Here is a 16,189-nt window from a genome sequence, read left to right on the forward strand (position 1 = left end):
TCTGCGGCACGCCTCGGACGCAATGTCGGACCCCGTCCGTAGCGTTGAGGGCATGAAGATCCTGCACACCTCGGACTGGCACATCGGCCGGATCTTCCACGGGCACTCCACCCTGGAAGCGCTCGCCGAAGTGCTCGCCGCGCTGGTCGTGCAGGTGCGGGAGAACGACGTCGACGTGGTGGTCGTCGCGGGTGATGTCTTCGATTCCGCGACTCCTGCCGCCCCGGCCTACACGCTGCTCACCGACACGCTCGTCGCGCTGCACGAGACGGGCGCTCGCGTGATCGTCACGAGCGGCAACCACGACTCGGCGGCCCGGTTGGGCTTCCAGGCGCGTCTGCTGCGGGAGGGGATCCACGTCGTCACGGATCCGCGCACGATCGGCGAGCCGATCACGATCGACGACGCCGACGGCCCCGTGCGCTTCTTCGGCATCCCCTACCTCGAGCCCGCCATCGTGCGGCAGCACGCCGCCTTCCAGAAGCCCGCCTTCCAGAAGCCTGCCGCTGCGACGCCCGCGGATGCCGGTGCGGGCGCGGACGACGGCCGTCCGCTGCGCACCCAGGCTCAGACGCTCGCACACGCCATGGGGCTCGTGCGTGCCGGGATAGCCGAGCACCCGGGGCGCTCCGTCGTGATCGCGCACTGCTTCGCGGCCGGCGTCGACGCGACGACCGGTCTGGAGCGCGAGATCCGCCAGGGCGGCATCGACATGGTGCCGGTCTCCGTGTTCGACGGCGCGGACTACGTCGCGCTCGGGCACATCCATGGGCGCCAGGCGCTCACCGAGCGCGTCCGCTACGCCGGTGCGCCGCTGCACTACAGCTTCGGGGAGCAGCACAAGCCCCGCGGATCGTGGCTCGTCGACCTGGCCGCGGATGGCGCGGTCGACGCGCAGTGGCTGGAGCTCCCCGTGCCGCGTCGACTCGTGACGCTGACCGGGGCCCTCGATGAGATCCTCTCCGCCGAGAACGTCGCCGCCCACGCCGAAGACTGGGTGTGCGCGGTCTACACCGATGATCTGCCGCAGACCGAGCCCATGCGCCGTCTGCGCGAGAAGTACCCGTTCTGCGCGCTCGTGCAGCACGAGCCCGCGCGGACGGAGACGGTCGAGGAGCGGTCGTACAGTGAGCGGCTGCGCGCGGCCGCGACCGATGAGGAGCGCATCGACGCCTTCCTCGCGCATGTGCGGAACGGGGCCGGGGCGTCGCCGCGCGAGCAGGAGCTGATCCGCGAGGTGCTCGACGACCGCGCCCTGGCGGAGGCGCTCGTCTAGTGCAGCTGCATCGACTCGAGATCGAGGGCTTCGGTCCGTTCCTGCGGCGTCAGGCGATCGACTTCGACGCGTTCGCCGACGACGGCGTCTTCCTCATCGGCGGTCGCACCGGCGCGGGTAAGTCCAGCATCCTCGATGCCGTGTGCTTCGGGCTCTACGGCAACGTGCCGCGCTACGAGGGCGGCGAGAAGCGCCTGCGCAGCGATCATTGCGAGCCCGCGGATCCGACCGAGGTCCTCGTCGAGTTCAGCACCGTCGCCGGGCGGTTCCGGGTGACGCGATCGCCCGAGTACCAGCGCCCGGCGAAGCGCGGCGGCGGGCTGACCAAGCAGGCGTCCGCTGTGGCGCTGGACGAGCTCATCGGCGGGGACTGGATCGGCCGGGCCGCGCGGGAGGTGGATGTCGCGCACGAGCTGGACGAGATCCTGCAGCTGAACCTGCAGCAGTTCCTGCAGGTGATCCTGCTCGCTCAAGGGCGTTTCGCGCGGTTCCTGCTCGCGGACAGCAGGGAGCGCCAGTCGCTGCTGCGCCGGCTCTTCGGAACCGGCCGTTTCGAGGATTACCAGGCCCGTTTCGACGAGCGCCGCCGCGCGTCGGAGCAGGCGCTGGGCGCGGGGCGCGCGACCGTGGTGGCCCGCGTCGAGCAGGCCGAGCATCTCGTCGTCGAGAGCGAATTGACCGGAGCGGGTTCGGGCGCCGAGGCGATGCCGGCCGACGTCGATGCTTCGATCGACGCACGACTGGACGCCCTGCACCGGGCGAGGGCCCGGGCGGACTACCGGGCCGAGCAGCGCCGCCAGGAGCGGGACCTGGCCGATGCCGCGCACGGAACAGCGGCCGCCGCGCACGCGGCAGCGCGCGAGGAGCGCCAGGCGCAGGCGGAGCGGGACCGTGCCCGTACGGCGCTCGCCGCGCTCGACGCCGATGCCGACCGGATCGCCGCGGACCGGCGCACGCTGGAAGACGCCAGGGCCGCTGAAGCCCTCCGGCACGTGCTGAGCACGGCGGAGCGCACCGCGGCCGCCGCGGCGACCGCCACCTCGCTCGCCGCGGAGGCCGAGGCTGCGTGGCGGGAGATCGCCGCAGACGACGAGGCCCCGGAGGGGGCTTCCGCGGAAGCGCTGCGGGCATGGGCGGCCGATCGCACCCGGGCCAGCGGCGCCTGGCAGCAGGCGGCGTCGGCCGAGGGCCAGCTCGCCGCCCATGAGGCGGCGGTGACGACGGCCCTGAGCGAGCGGGAGGCCGCGACGGCAGAGCGAGCGAGCCGCGAGTCCGAGCGTGCCGCCCTGCCCGCCGCGATCGAGGCGTTGACCGCGGAGCGCGACGACCTGCGTCGGCGGGCCGACCGTGTGGCGGACCTCGAGACCGTCGTGACGCTGGCCGCGGCGCGACTCGAGGGCGCCAGCGACGTCGTGGCGCGCACCGAGGAGCGGAGCGCCGCCGAGCGGACGGTCGCCGATCGGGAGCAGGAGGCAGCGGCCGCGTTCGCGCGCGCCGCGGACCTGCGTCGCCGTCGCGACGCGGGCATGGCGGGCGAGCTTGCGGAAGCGCTGCTCCCGGGCGTGGCCTGCAGCGTCTGCGGATCGACGGAGCATCCGGCCCCGGCCGTGCACGCGGATCCGGTCTCGGCGGATGATGTCACCGAGGCCACGGACGCGCGGGAACGCGCCACCGAGCAGGTGCGCGCGGCGACGAAGGCCCTGGCGGCGCTGGACGCAGAGCTGGCCGCCGCGACCGTGCGTGCCGACGGGCGCACGGTCGAGACCGCCGAGACCGAGCTCGCCGTCGCGCGCGCGGAGCAGGACGCCGCCACGGCAGCGCAGTCCGCTGCCACGGCAGCGGACCAGCGCCTCGCCGAACTGCGGGGGACGGCCGACCGGCTCGAGACGACGATCGCCGGCCTTGCCGCCCGCGAGGTTGAGGCGGGCGAGCACCTCGCCCTCGCCCGGCAGGTGCTCGCCGCCGCGCAGGATTCCATCGCGCAGGCGCGTGGAGCCTTCCCCACCGTCGCCGCGCGCCTCGACGACGCGGCCGCCCGGATCGCGGCCGCGCAGATGCTCGCTGCGGCGATCGAGGAGCGCGAGTCCCGGTCCGAGGCGGCGTCCGCCGCACGCGCCGAGCAGCAGGAGGCACTGACCGTGTCCCCGTTCGACGACGTCACCGCCGCCGGGGCCGCGCTGCGCAGCCCGGTCGACCAGTCCGTGCTCGAGGAGCGGATCGCCGCGCACGCCGCAGAGCGGACCAAGGAGCGGGCGATCCTGCTCGACCTCGAACTGCGCACCCTGCCGGACGAACCGATCGACCTGGCTCCGTTCGAGTCCGCGGAATCCGCGGCGCGTGCGGCATGGACCGCCGCCGTCGACGCGGCCAGCCGGGCCGACGGGATCGGCGCGCAGCTCGGAGCCCTCCTCTCCACAGCAGTCGCCGAGCACGGCCGTGGTGCGGCCGCAGCCGCCGATCATGAGGTCCTGCAGCAGCTCGCCGACGCCGTGGCCGGTCGTGGGGCGAACACGTATCGGATGAACCTGGAAACGTTCGTGCTCGCCGCCGAGCTCGAGGAGATCGTCGCGGCGGCGAATCTGCGCCTCGCAGACATGTCCTCTGGCCGCTACCAGCTGCAGCACAGCGATGCGCGGGCCGCGCGCGGGGCCGCGTCCGGCCTCGGCATCGTCGTGTTCGACGCGTTCACCGGGCAGACCCGGCCCGCCCAGTCGCTCTCCGGCGGGGAGACGTTCCTCAGCTCTCTCGCGCTCGCGCTCGGGCTCGCCGAGGTCGTCACCGCCCGTGCGGGCGGCATCCAGCTCGACACGCTGTTCATTGACGAGGGCTTCGGATCCCTCGACGGCGAGACGCTCGACGTGGCCATGCGCACGCTCGACGAGTTGCGCGCGGGTGGCCGCACGGTCGGCGTCATCAGCCACGTCGAGGCGATGCAGGAGCAGATCCCGGCACAGATCACGGTGCGGGCGACCCCCGACGGACCGAGCGTGATCGACTCCTGACGTCGGGTCTTGTCGTGGACTCGTCGTGGCGCGGCGTTTCGTCCCGGTCGCCTGCGGCGTCCTCGCTCAATGACTCCGAGGGTGAGGCAGTGGACGTCGAGCGCGAGCACCGGCGCAGCCGGAGCGAGACGAAACGCGGCCGTCGTCAGAGCAGCTCGTACACCGTCGCGTTCGCCATGCCGCCACCCTCGCACATCGTCTGCAGGCCGTATCGGATCCCGTTCTGCCGCATGTGGTGCAGCAGGGTCGTGGCCAGGCGCGCGCCGGATCCGCCCAGCGGGTGTCCGAGAGCGATCGCGCCGCCGCGAGGGTTGACGAGCTCCGGGTCCGCACCGGTCTCGGCCAGCCAGGCGAGCACGACGGGCGCGAACGCCTCGTTCACCTCGAAGGCGCCGATGTCGGCGACGCCGAGGCCCGCGCGGGCGAGCACCTTCGCGGTCGCCGGGATCGGACCGGTGAGCATGAGGATCGGATCCGAGCCCACCACGGCGACGCTGTGCACACGGGCGATCGGGGAGAGCCCGAGCTCCGCGGCACGCGCGCTCGTCATCATGAGCACAGCGGCCGCGCCGTCGGAGATCTGCGACGCGCTTCCCGCCGTCACCACGCCGCCCTCGAGGAACGGTGTCGGCAGAGTCGCCAGGCGCTCGACGGTCGAATCGGGCCGGATCCCCTGATCCGTCGTGACGACGCCCGAGGCGGTCGGGACGGGGACGATCTCGTCAGCGAACGCCCCGGACGCCGTCGCGGACGCAGCCCGCTGGTGCGAGCGCACGGCGAACTCGTCCAGCTCGGTGCGGGTCAGCCCCCACCGCTGGGCGATCAGCTCGGCGCCGATGCCCTGGTTGCCGAGGTCAGGGAAGCGCTCGTGCATGAGCGGGCCGTACGGATCCTGACCCGCGACGCTGGAGAACATCGGCACACGCGACATCACCTCGACCCCGCCCGCGACGACGATGTCCGCGTAGCCGGCGATGATCGCGGCAGCGGCGCTCTGGATCGCCTGCTGCGACGAGCCGCACTGTCGGTCGATCGTCATCCCCGGCACGTGTTCGGGCAGTCCCGCGGCGAGGGCGGCGTTGCGGCCCACGTTGAAGGACTGTTCGCCCACCTGTGACACGCACCCCCACACCACGTCGTCGACGAGGGCCGGATCTACACCCGTGTCGGCCAGCACCGCACGGATCGGGTGCGTGGACAGATCGACCGGGTGGACGCCGCTGAAGACGCCGCGTTCGGGCTTGCCGATGCCGACCGCCGTGCGACGCGCGGCGACGATGACCGCATCTCTGCTGCTCATGCGTCCATTGTCCTCCGGTCGGCATTCGCCGGGGCCGTTGTGCGTTGCCCGCTGCCGAGGTCGTTGAGCGAGGACGGCGGAGCCGACCGAGACGAAACGCGGTGCCTCGCGAGCGCGCGCGTTTCGTCTCGCTCCTCGCTGCGCTCGGGGCTCGCTCAACGACCCCGGGAGGTTCCCCCGGGGAGGTTCGTCACTCCACCGTCACCGACTTCGCGAGATTGCGGGGCTTGTCCACATCGTGTCCGAGCAGCACTGCAGCGTGGTAGGCGAGCAGCTGGGTCGGGATCGTCAGCAGGATCGGATCCAGTTCGGGCTCGTTCTTGGGGACGACGATCGTGCGGGCGTCGAGGTGGGCGAGCTCGACTCCGGCATGGGTGATCGCGATGAGCGGTCCCTTGCGGGCGAGGATCTGCTCGGCCGCGGCGAGGTTGCGGTCGGTCAGCTCGTCCTCGGGGATGAGCGCGACGGTCGGCATCTCCGGGTCGATCAGCGCGAGGGGGCCGTGCTTGAGTTCGCTCGTCTGATACGCCTCGGCATGGATGTAGCTGATCTCCTTGAGCTTCTGCGCCCCCTCCCGCGCGACGGGGAACCCGCGCACGCGGCCGATATAGAACGCGCTCCTGGCCTTCGCGATGTCCTCGGCGACCGCCGCGATCGGATCCGCGTCCTCGAGGATCTCCCGGATCTGCTCCGGGATCTGCAGCAGTCCGCGCAGGATGCGCTGGCCGTCCGCGTGCGACAGGTCGTGCAGCCGCCCGAGGTGCAGCGCGAGCAGGGCGAAGGAGAGCGCCATGTTCGTGAGCGCCTTGGTCGAGGCGACCGAGATCTCCGGCCCCGCGTGCAGGTAGATCCCGCCGTCGACCGTCCGGGCGATGGTCGAGCCCACGACGTTCACGACGCCGATGACACGGCCGCCCTTGCGCTTGATCTCCTCGACGGCGAAGGCGGTGTCGGCGGTCTCTCCGCTCTGGCTCACCGCGACGTACAGCGTGTCCGACTCGATGATGGGCTGGCGGTACCGGAACTCCGATGCGGCCTCCGCATCCGCGGGGATGCGCGCCAGATCCTCGATGAGCTGCGCGCCGAGCTGGCCCACGTAGTAGGCGGATCCGCAGCCCAGGATCTTGATGCGGCGGAAGCTGCGGAGCTCCCGCGGATCCAGTCCGAGCCCGTCCAAGCGGGCGGTGGCGAACCGCTCGTCCAGCCGGCCGCGGAGGACCATCGCGGCGGCGTCGGGCTGCTCGTGGATCTCCTTGAGCATGTAGTGCTGGTAGCCGCTGAGCTCGAGATCCTCCGCGGCGACGCTGATCTCGACGGGCTCCGAGCTGGTCGGCGTATTGCCACGGTCGAAGGTGCGGAAGCCGGTCGCCGTCACGGTCGCCAGCTCGCCGTCGTTCAGATGCACGACCCGATCGGTGTGCCGCACGAGCGCGGCCACATCGCTGGCCACGAGCATCTCCTTGTCGCCGATGCCGATGATCAGCGGGGATCCGCTGCGCGCCAGCACGATCCGCTCCGGGTGCTGCTCGTCCAGCACGGCGAGGGCGTACGTGCCGGTGATCCGCCCGAGGGCGGCGAGCACGGCCTCCTCGAGGGTCTCCGCGCCCGACCGGGCGATGAGGTGCGCGATGACCTCGGTGTCGGTGTCGCTCGTGAGCGTGACGCCCGACTCCGCGAGCTGGGCGCGCAGAGCCGCGGCGTTGTCGATGATCCCGTTGTGCACGACGCTGATCCGGCCGTCCTGGCTGCGCTGGGGGTGCGCATTCTGCTCGGCGGCGGGGCCGTGTGTCGCCCAGCGGGTGTGGCCGATGCCGACCGTTCCGGGAAGGCGCTTCGGAAGCGCGGCCTCGAGCTCGCGCACGCGGCCCACCCGGCGGATCGAGGTCGTGCCCTTGCTGCCGAGCACGGCGATGCCCGCCGAGTCGTAGCCGCGGTACTCGAGGCGGGTGAGGCCTTCGACGAGGACAGGGGCGGCGGCCTGGTGGCCGATGTATCCGACGATTCCGCACATGGTGGGGCTCCTCAGGAGTAGGGGGGAGGGGGCGGGTTCGGGCTCAGCCGTAGACGATGCGGCGCAGCTGCCGCTCGGAGAGCTCCGGGGCCGTGACGCGACGATCGCGCAGCTCCGCGGCGATGAGCGCGAACGCCTCGGCGTTGCGCGTGCCGTAGAGCTGGAGCTCGCCGTGGCGGCGGCGCACGAAGACCTCGACCGGCTCGTCGTACCAGGCGAGGACGTCGTCGACGACTCGCGCGGCGACGCTCGCCGGCAGACCGGTCGATGCCACGATCCGCTGGATCAGGTCATCGTCGGTCATCACACGAGTATGCGGATCCGGCTCGCCGAATGACAAGAATCTGCCCGAATTCGGGCAGATCATCCTCGCTGGCCGGGTCGATCCACCCGACGTCCGTCAATTCGAAGCGCGCAAATGGCTCCATCGACCGTGCAGATGCAGCCATTTGCGCGCTTCGAAACGGGACGGGTCTACAGTCCCAGGCTGCGGGCGATCAGCATGAGCTGCACCTCGGTGGTGCCCTCGCCGACCTCGAGGATCTTCGAGTCGCGGTAGTGCCTGGCGACGCGGTACTCGTTCATGAAGCCGTTGCCGCCGAACACCTGGGTGGCGTCACGGGCATTGTCCATCGCCGCGTCGCTCGCGGTGAGCTTCGCGATCGCCGCCTCCTGCTTGAACGGCTTGCCCGCCAGCATGAGTGCGGCGGCGTGATAGTAGGCGCGACGGGCGACCTGCGCGCGCGCCTCCATACGGGCGATCTTGAACGCGATGGCCTGGTGGCCGCCGATGTGCGTGCCGAACGCCTGGCGCTCCTTGGCGTAACGGACCGCGTCGTCGACGCAGCCCTGCGCGGCGCCCACGGCCAGGGCCGCGATCGCGATGCGGCCCTCGTCCAGGATCCGCAGGAAGTTCGCATAGCCGCGACCGCGTTCGCCGAGGAGGTTCCCCTCGGGCACGCGCACGTCGTCGAAGGACAGCCCGTGCGTGTCCGAGGCGTTCCAGCCGACCTTGTCGTAGGGAGGGGCGACGGTGAAGCCCGCCGTGCCCGACGGCACGATGATGGTCGAGATCTCCTTGCCGCGCTTGGTCTCGCCGGTGACGGCGGTGACCGTCACGAACGCGGTGATGTCGGTGCCGGAGTTCGTGATGAACTGCTTCGAGCCGTTGATCACCCATTCGCCCCCGTCCAGGCGGGCGGTGGTGCGGGTGCGGCCGGCATCGCTGCCCGCGTCGGGCTCGGTGAGGCCGAACCCGCCGAGCGTCGTGCCTGCCGCGAGTGAAGGCAGCCAGCGCTGCCTCTGCTCCTCGGTGCCGAACCGGAAGATCGGCATGGCGCCGAGCGAGACGCCGGCCTCCAGCGTGATGGCGACGCTCTGATCGACCTTCGCGAGCTCTTCGAGCGCCAGGCAGAGGGCGAAGTAGTCGCCGCCCATGCCGCCGTACTCCTCGGGGAAGGGCAGGCCGAACAGGCCCAGCTCCGCCATGCCCGCGACGACCTCGTAAGGGAAGCTGTGCTCGCGGTCGTGCTGGGCGGAAACGGGGGCGACCACCTGCTCCGCGAAATCGCGGACCGTCGCAGACAGCTCGCGGTACTCCTCGGGGAGTTCGGAAGGGATCGTCTCGGACACGCAGATCAGCTCCTCAGTGAACGATCGGTAACTGAAATAGATGTTAGCGCGCGCTCACTCGACTGTCCAGGATCGCTATCCTTACGGGATGACCACCGCGAGGGCGCAGGGGAAGGCACGGACGAGGCAGCTGTTCCTCGACGCCGCCGCCCGGCTCTTCGCAGACCGCGGGTTCCACGCGGTCTCGATCGGCGAACTCGGCACCGCCGTCGGGGTCAGCGGGCCGGCTCTGTACCGGCACTTCCCGAGCAAGGACGCGATGCTCGAGGAGATCCTGATCGGCACCAGTGAGTTCCTGCTGCAGGGCGGATCCGAGATCGTCGCCGCTCCGCATGACTCGGATCTGGACGTGCTGGACGACCTCATCGACTTCCATCTCACGTTCGCGCTCGCGCATCGCGACATCATCCGCGTGCAGGATCGCGAGCTGGGCACTCTCCCCAAGGCGCCCAATCGCCAAGTGCGCAAGCTGCAGCGGCAGTATCTGGATCTCTGGGCCGGGGTCGTCGGACGGCTGCGCCCGGAGATCGCGCCGGCCGACCTCCAGGTGGCGATGCACGCGGTGTTCGGGCTGCTGAACTCGACGGCGCACAGCACGGAGAAGCTCGTCTCGGCCGATGAGCGCGGAATACTCTCCGGTGCCGCTCGGCGGGTGCTGATCGGCTGAGCGGCACCGGAGAGGACCCGCTCAGTCCACGGGGCTGAGATCCTGGGCGGTCCACCGGACGCCGAGCACCTCGGGGGTGCGGATGACGTCCGCGATCGCGAGCTCGATCTGGTGGTCGTCGCGCTCGGGGCTGATCGCGATCGCCGTGATCACCACGATCTCGTCGGGCAGGTCGGCGGCGGCGACGGATTGCACCGTGAGCTCGGGGCGGTGCACGGCGTCGAACACGACCGCGCGCACATCGACCTCGTGCTCCCGCGCGCAGCGCACCTCGAAGGTGTACTCGACCTCGGTGTTCTTCTCCCGGCCTGCCGTGCCCCCGCGCCGGTCGAGCACTCGCCCGACCGGGCGCAGCAGCACGTTCGCCAGGATCACGGCCGCCGTGCCTGCCGCGCCGATCCAGACAAGGCCGCCTCCGGCGAGGGCGCCCACCGCGGCCGAGGCCCAGAGGGTGGCCGCGGTGTTGAGACCGGAGATCGACGCGCCTTGTTTCATGATCACACCGGCTCCGAGGAAGCCGATGCCCGAGACGATCTGCGCGGCGACGCGGGTGGGGTCGGCGTCGGGGCCATGGAAGCTGAAGGCGCCCATGATCACGAACAGGGCCGAGCCGAGGCTCACGAGGGCGTTCGTGCGCAGGCCCGCGGTGCGTGCGCGCCACTGCCGCTCGAACCCGATGAGCGCGCCGAAGGCGAGACCTGCGCTCAGGCGGAGGGCGATGTCGAGGGTGTCGATCATGGGAATCTCCTGGCGTGCGGGGCCCTCCGGACGATCCGCGGCGGATCGCCGGAGGGCCGGCGAGGCGAGCGCGACCGCGCTCGGGAATCAGATCCAGGCGCCGAAACGCCGGATGAAGGCCTTCTTGGCCACGTGGACGACGAGGCAGTAGACCGCGAGCGTCAGCACCAGCCAGGGGAAGTAGGTCCAGGGCAGCGAGACCAGGCCGAGCACGTGGCCCCAGCCCGTGAACGGCAGCACGAGGCCGAACACGCAGACGGCGCCGGTCGCGAGCAGCACGGGAAGGCCCGCGCGGGACTGCACGAACGGGAGCCGCTTGGTGCGCAGCAGGTGCACGATCAGGGTCTGCGAGATGATCGACTCGATGAACCAGCCGGACTGGAACAGCGCGGCGTGCGCGGGGCTGTTCGCCTGGAAGACGAACCACATCAGCAGGTAGGTGGTGATGTCGAAGATCGACGAGGTCGGTCCGATGAGGATCATGAACCGGGACAGCGTCTTCGTCTCCCACTTGCGCGGCTGCTCGATGTCGCCCTCGTCGACCCTGTCCCAGGGCAGCGTCAGCATGGACAGGTCGTAGGCGAGGTTCTGCACCAGCACGACGAGCGGGATCATCGGCAGGAACGGCAGCATCGCGCTGGCCACGAGCACCGAGAACATGTTGCCGAAGTTCGAGGACGCGGTCATCTTGATGTACTTCATCGTGTTGACGAAGGTCCGCCGTCCCTCGACGACGCCGCCGCCGAGCACGTTCAGATCCTTCTCCAGCAGGATGATGTCGGCCGACTCCTTCGCGATGTCGACGGCGGTGTCCACCGAGATGCCGACATCCGCGGTGCGGAGGGCGGGAGCGTCGTTGATGCCGTCGCCCATGAAACCGACGGTGTGCCCGTGCTCGCGCATCGCCTCGACGATGCGCGCCTTCTGCGCGGGGTTCGTCTTTGCGAACACCGCGGTCTCGTCGGCGAGCTCGCCGAGCTCGCGCAGCGACAGGTCATCGATCTCGGGGCCGAGCACGATCCGTCCCGGATCCATTCCGATCTCGCGGCAGACGGTGGCTGCAACCAGCGGGTTGTCCCCGGTGATGACCTTCACCTCGACGCCGCGGTGACGCAGGTTCGCGATCGCCGCGCCCGCCGTCGCCTTGGGCGGATCCAGGAAGCTGAGGAAGCCCACGAGCGTCATGTCGTGCTCGTCCTCGGCGGAGTAGTCCGGGAACCGGCCCTTCTCATCCGGCGCGATCGAGCGCACGGCGACGGCGAGCACCCGCATCCCGAGCTCGTTCTGGGCGGCGACGAGGTCGTCCAGCTCGATCCGGCGCGCGGCGGTCAGCTCGGTCTCCTCGCCGTCCCGCAGCTCGTTGGTGCAGCGGTCGAGCAGTTCCTCGGCGGCGCCCTTCGTGATGATCGTCTGGGCGAAGCCGTCGCTGACCACGACGGACATCCGGCGCCGCATGAAGTCGAACGGCATCTCGTCGACGAGGGAGAAGTCGCGGCGCACCTCGTCGAGCATCCCCGGCCCCGCCGCGGCGAGGACCGCGCCGTCCAGCAGGTTGCGCAGCCCGGTCTGGAAGTGCGCGTTCGCGGCCGCATACCGCAGCGTGCTCTCGGAGCGGGTGCCCGAGGTGTCCAGGTGCTGCTCGAGCACGATGCGGTCCTCGGTCAGCGTCCCGGTCTTGTCGGTCGCGAGCACGTCCATCGCGCCGAGGTTCTGGATGCTGTTGAGGCGCTTCACGATGACCTTGCGTCGTGCCATGAACTTCGCGCCCTTGGCGAGGTTCGCGGTCACGACGAGCGGCAGCATCTCGGGGGTCAGGCCGACCGCGGTCGTCACCCCGAAGAGGAAGGCGCTGGTCCAGTCCTTGGTGAGGCCGTTCACGATGAACACGACCGGCACCATGACGAACATGAACTTGATCAGGGTGAAGGTGACCCTCTTGATGCCCTGGTCGAAGGCGGTCTCCGGGCGTGCGCCGACGATCGCGGAGGACATGCTGCCGAAGTAGCTGAGCCTTCCGGTGCCGATGACGACGGCCGTGCCGGATCCGGACACGACCGACGTGCCCATGAAGCCGAGGTTGGCGGCATCGACGATCGACGCCGCGGTCGCGGTCTTGTCGGCCTCGAAGGTCTTCTCCGCAGGCATCGCCTCGCCGGTGAGCATCGACTGGTTGATCTGCAGGTCCTTCGTGCGCAGGAACCGCACGTCGGCGGGGATCATGTCGCCCGCCGCGAGCTGCACGATGTCGCCGCGCACGATCTGCTCGATCGGCAGCTCGCCGGTGACGGGGCGGCCGTCGACGCGGCGGGTGATGGCAGCGGTCGTGCGGACCATCGCCTTGAGCTGCTCGGCGGCGCGCGAGGAGCGGTACTCCTGCCAGAAGCGCAGCAGGACGCTGACCAGCACCATCGCGCCGATCGTGCTCACGCCGGTGAAGTCGGGACCATCCAGGGGGTCGGCGAAGATCACGTCCGTGCAGAGCATGACCCCGGCGAGGAACATCAGGATGAGGATGAACGGGTTCAGGAACGTCTTGAGCAGCTGCACGACCGCCGGGGCCGGCTTGTCGTGCCGCACCTCGTTGGTGCCGTAGCGTGCGCGGCGCTCCTCGACCGCGCGCTCGTCGATGCCGTCGATGTCGCTGGAGAAGGCGCGCAGCGTGATCTTGGCGGGCTGGGTCGCGGAGTCCACGAGGATGCGCTGCTGTGCTGTGCTGAGGGTCGCGGTGGCTTCGCCGCGCTTCTTCGTCGCGGGGCGCGGCGCGCGGGTGGGGTCGGGAAGGGTGAGCACCTGGTCGTTGACGCGGAATGCGCGCATGGTCTGCCTAACGGTGAGGGCGCGACGGAGGACGCCGGCTCACTCGCAGGTCAGCGGGGAGGGCGGATCGTCGCGAAGAACGGGAGGGCTTCGGAGGATCCCGGCACGACGTCTCCGACGAGGCTTCGCCGTCGGAGGACCGTCCCGCCGGGGCGGGTCAATCGACTGTCGCTGTCAGGCACGGCGGTCACCTCCTTCGGGTCGGATCCTGGTCTCGCACGCTCATGCGGCGGGCGACCTGCCGCGGGAGTGCGGACGGTCGCGCTGTTCGGCGCGCCCCGCAGAGGCACGGGTCATCGCGTCAGGACGACGGTATCAACATTCAATTGGTTGCGCAAATGAATGAGGAAATTGAGAAGAGAGCAACCGATCCTCAGGCGTGCTGGAAGCGGGGCCGGCGGGGCGGGCGGCGCTCGTCGGACTCCAGTGCGAGCGTGCCATCGGGGGCGATGTGCTCGAAGACGGTCTCGACGAGGGTCACGATGTGCGGGTCGTCGACGCGGTAGAGCTGTCGCCGGCCTTCGCGCCGGGCCGAGACCACGCCGGCGGCGCGCAGTTTGGCGAGCTGCTGGCTCGTGGCGGGGATGGTGGCGCCCGTGCGCTCGGAGAGGGACGTCACGTCGCTCTCGCCCGCGGCGAGCAGCCAGACGATGTGCAGGCGTCCGGGGACGGAGAGCAGATCGAAGGTGCCGGCGGCCGCGCCGAGGCGCTCCGGCGTGGCGATGATCCGGTCCGGCTCGTTCACGAGTGACTCACCATCCATTCATTTGCGCAAGCAGTTGAGTGAGACTATCGTACGACATGGCCCGGCATCGGGCACGAGCGCACAGCGGAGGAGGTGATGACGATGAGTCATCCTGACCATCGATCCCACCCGTCCCTCCCGCTCGCGCTCCTCGGCCCGGTTCTGCTCTGTCATCCGGCAGCTTCCCGCTGATCCGCCGGCTGCGCTCTCCCTATGGAGCCCGCCATGACGACTCTCCGTCCCTTCGCCGGACACACGTCCGTCGGCGCACGGTCGCGCACCCGCCTCGCGGCCGACGCGATCGTGCTCGTCGGGTTCGCGGTGCTGCTGTTCCTGCTCATCCGCCTCGCGGAGGGGGTCGGCGCGCCGTTCAACCCGTCGAACGCGGCGTCCAGCGTCTCGACCGATCCGACGAACCTGCCGTACTACGCGGCGCGGTCACTGCTGCGGATGTTCGTCGCGCTGCTCGCGTCCCTGCTGTTCACCTTCGTGTATGCGACCGCGGCGGCGCGCTCCCGGCGGGCGGAGAAGATCCTCATCCCTCTGCTCGACATCCTGCAGTCGGTGCCCGTGCTCGCCTTCCTCTCGGTGACGCTGTCGATCTGGCTCGTGCTCTTCCCCGGGTCGATGCTGGGGCTGGAGTGCGCCTCGGTCTTCGCGATCTTCACGAGCCAGGCCTGGAACATGACGTTCGCTTTCTACAGCTCCCTGACCACTCAGCCCCGCGAGCTGGACGAGGCCGCACGCCTGCTGCGGCTCACGAAGTGGCAGCGCTTCTGGAAGCTGGACGTCCCGAGCGGGATGATCCCGCTGGTCTGGAACGGGATGATGAGCTTCGGCGGAGGCTGGTTCTTCCTCGTCGCGTCCGAGGTGATCTCGGTCAACAACCACACCTACGCGCTGCCGGGGATCGGGTCCTATGTCGCGGCGGCGACCGCTCAGCAGAACATCCCGGCGATCCTCCTGGCGATCGGCGTCATGGTGCTCATGGTGATCGGCGTGAACACCCTGTTCTGGCGGCCGCTGACCGCCTGGGCCGAGAAGTTCCGCATCGGCGACACGTCGGCTGCGGTCGTGCAGCGCAGCATCACGCTCAACGTGCTGCGGCACTCCGGGCTCTCCCGCTACCTGGGCGTCGCGCTCCGCCCCGTAGGGCGGGGGCTCGACGCCGTCACCCGCCCGTTCGGGCTCGCCGATCGGCCCCTGCTCGTGAACGAGCGCCGGCGCCGCACCGGCGACGTCGTGTTCGCCGTCGTCGTCGGCGCCCTCGTGCTGTGGGGCGTCGTGGAGATGCTGCTCTACATCCAGGGCGCGGTGGGCCTTGTCGAGTTCGGCAAGGCGCTGCTGCTCGGCTTCGTCACGTTCGCGCGCGTCGTCGTGCTGATCGTCGTCGCCACGCTCATCTGGGTGCCGATCGGGGTCTGGATCGGCATGAATCCCCGCGTCACCCGCTTCGCACAGCCCGTCGTGCAGGTGCTCGCGAGCTTCCCCGCCAACTTCCTCTTCCCGTTCATCACGCTCCTGCTCATCAAGACCGGCGTCAGCCTCGACGTCGGCGGCATCCTCCTGATGGCGCTCGGCGCGCAGTGGTACATCCTGTTCAACGTCATCGCGGGAGCCTCGGCGATCCCGGCGGACCTCCGGGAGGCGTCGGTGAATCTCGGAGTGAGCCGCTGGCTGCGATGGAAGAGGATGATCCTGCCCGCCGTGTTCGCCTCCTGGGTGACGGGTGGGATCACCGCGGCCGGCGGCGCCTGGAATGCCTCGATCGTCTCCGAGGTGGTCAGCTACGGGCACACCACCCTCACGGCGACCGGCCTCGGCGCCTACATCGCGAACGCGACCACGGCGGGCGACTTCGCCCGCACGTTCGTCGGCGTGATCGTCATGACGCTGTTCGTCGTGGGCATCAACCGCCTGTTCTGGCGTCGGCTCTACCGCCTCGCTGAGACCCGATTCTCCCTGACCTGACGCTGTCCCCGACTCCCGGAGGAGGTGCCC

The 16,189-nt window shown here is 70.4% G+C and carries 11 protein-coding genes; 4 read left to right on the top strand and 7 right to left on the bottom strand.

Features of this window, described 5'->3' with window-relative positions; genetic code table 11:
- Positions 1–52: 52 nt before the first annotated feature.
- Together LXM50_RS04830 and LXM50_RS04835 are read left to right on the top strand one after the other, a co-directional pair.
- Positions 53–1,276, top strand: coding sequence for an exonuclease SbcCD subunit D C-terminal domain-containing protein (locus LXM50_RS04830; protein ID WP_233310146.1), 1,224 nt, complete (start codon positions 53–55; stop codon positions 1,274–1,276).
- Complete coding sequence (locus tag LXM50_RS04835; protein ID WP_233310147.1) at positions 1,276–4,278, top strand: AAA family ATPase; 3,003 nt, start codon at positions 1,276–1,278, stop codon at positions 4,276–4,278. Before LXM50_RS04830 ends, LXM50_RS04835 begins: the two co-directional genes overlap by 1 nt.
- Before the next feature lie 145 nt (positions 4,279–4,423).
- Here the strand turns inward: LXM50_RS04835 and LXM50_RS04840 are convergent, their stop codons facing one another.
- The 4 genes from LXM50_RS04840 to LXM50_RS04855 form a co-directional block, all read right to left on the bottom strand.
- Complete coding sequence (locus LXM50_RS04840; RefSeq protein WP_233310148.1) at positions 4,424–5,578, bottom strand: thiolase family protein; 1,155 nt, start codon at positions 5,576–5,578, stop codon at positions 4,424–4,426.
- A 190-nt stretch (positions 5,579–5,768) separates the two neighbouring features.
- Positions 5,769–7,589 carry a glutamine--fructose-6-phosphate transaminase (isomerizing) gene (gene glmS, locus LXM50_RS04845; RefSeq protein ID WP_233310149.1) on the bottom strand — a complete coding sequence of 607 codons (1,821 nt, stop codon included), beginning with the start codon at positions 7,587–7,589 and terminating at the stop codon, positions 5,769–5,771.
- A 43-nt stretch (positions 7,590–7,632) separates the two neighbouring features.
- The gene (locus LXM50_RS04850) at positions 7,633–7,893 is read right to left on the bottom strand and encodes a hypothetical protein (protein ID WP_233310150.1); all 261 of its coding nucleotides are present in this window, start codon (positions 7,891–7,893) and stop codon (positions 7,633–7,635) included.
- A gap of 170 nt (positions 7,894–8,063) precedes the next feature.
- Positions 8,064–9,221 carry an acyl-CoA dehydrogenase family protein gene (locus LXM50_RS04855; protein ID WP_374107801.1) on the bottom strand — a complete coding sequence of 386 codons (1,158 nt, stop codon included), beginning with the start codon at positions 9,219–9,221 and terminating at the stop codon, positions 8,064–8,066.
- Positions 9,222–9,309: 88 nt separating this feature from the next.
- Here LXM50_RS04855 and LXM50_RS04860 point away from each other — a divergent pair, with 88 nt between their 5' ends.
- The gene (locus tag LXM50_RS04860; RefSeq protein WP_233310151.1) at positions 9,310–9,888 is read left to right on the top strand and encodes a TetR/AcrR family transcriptional regulator; all 579 of its coding nucleotides are present in this window, start codon (positions 9,310–9,312) and stop codon (positions 9,886–9,888) included.
- 21 nt (positions 9,889–9,909) lie between these two features.
- Here LXM50_RS04860 and LXM50_RS04865 read toward each other — a convergent pair whose 3' ends face one another.
- From LXM50_RS04865 to LXM50_RS04875, 3 genes are all read right to left on the bottom strand, one after another.
- A complete protein-coding gene (locus LXM50_RS04865; RefSeq protein WP_233310152.1) occupies positions 9,910–10,626 on the bottom strand; it encodes an MgtC/SapB family protein in 717 nt (238 codons plus the stop codon).
- Positions 10,627–10,713: 87 nt separating this feature from the next.
- Positions 10,714–13,443: a magnesium-translocating P-type ATPase gene (gene mgtA / locus LXM50_RS04870; RefSeq protein WP_233310153.1), complete on the bottom strand. Its 2,730-nt coding sequence runs from the start codon at positions 13,441–13,443 to the stop codon at positions 10,714–10,716.
- A 373-nt stretch (positions 13,444–13,816) separates the two neighbouring features.
- Positions 13,817–14,188 (bottom strand): helix-turn-helix transcriptional regulator, encoded by a 372-nt coding sequence (locus LXM50_RS04875; RefSeq protein ID WP_233310154.1) that lies wholly within the window; start codon positions 14,186–14,188, stop codon positions 13,817–13,819.
- 225 nt (positions 14,189–14,413) lie between these two features.
- Between LXM50_RS04875 and LXM50_RS04880 the strand changes: the two genes are divergently transcribed.
- Complete coding sequence (locus LXM50_RS04880; RefSeq protein WP_233310155.1) at positions 14,414–16,159, top strand: ABC transporter permease subunit; 1,746 nt, start codon at positions 14,414–14,416, stop codon at positions 16,157–16,159.
- Positions 16,160–16,189: the final 30 nt, after the last annotated feature.

Origin of the sequence: Microbacterium sp. Au-Mic1, assembly GCF_021341785.1 — a bacterium.
In the GTDB taxonomy this organism is placed as follows: Bacteria; Actinomycetota; Actinomycetes; order Actinomycetales; family Microbacteriaceae; genus Microbacterium.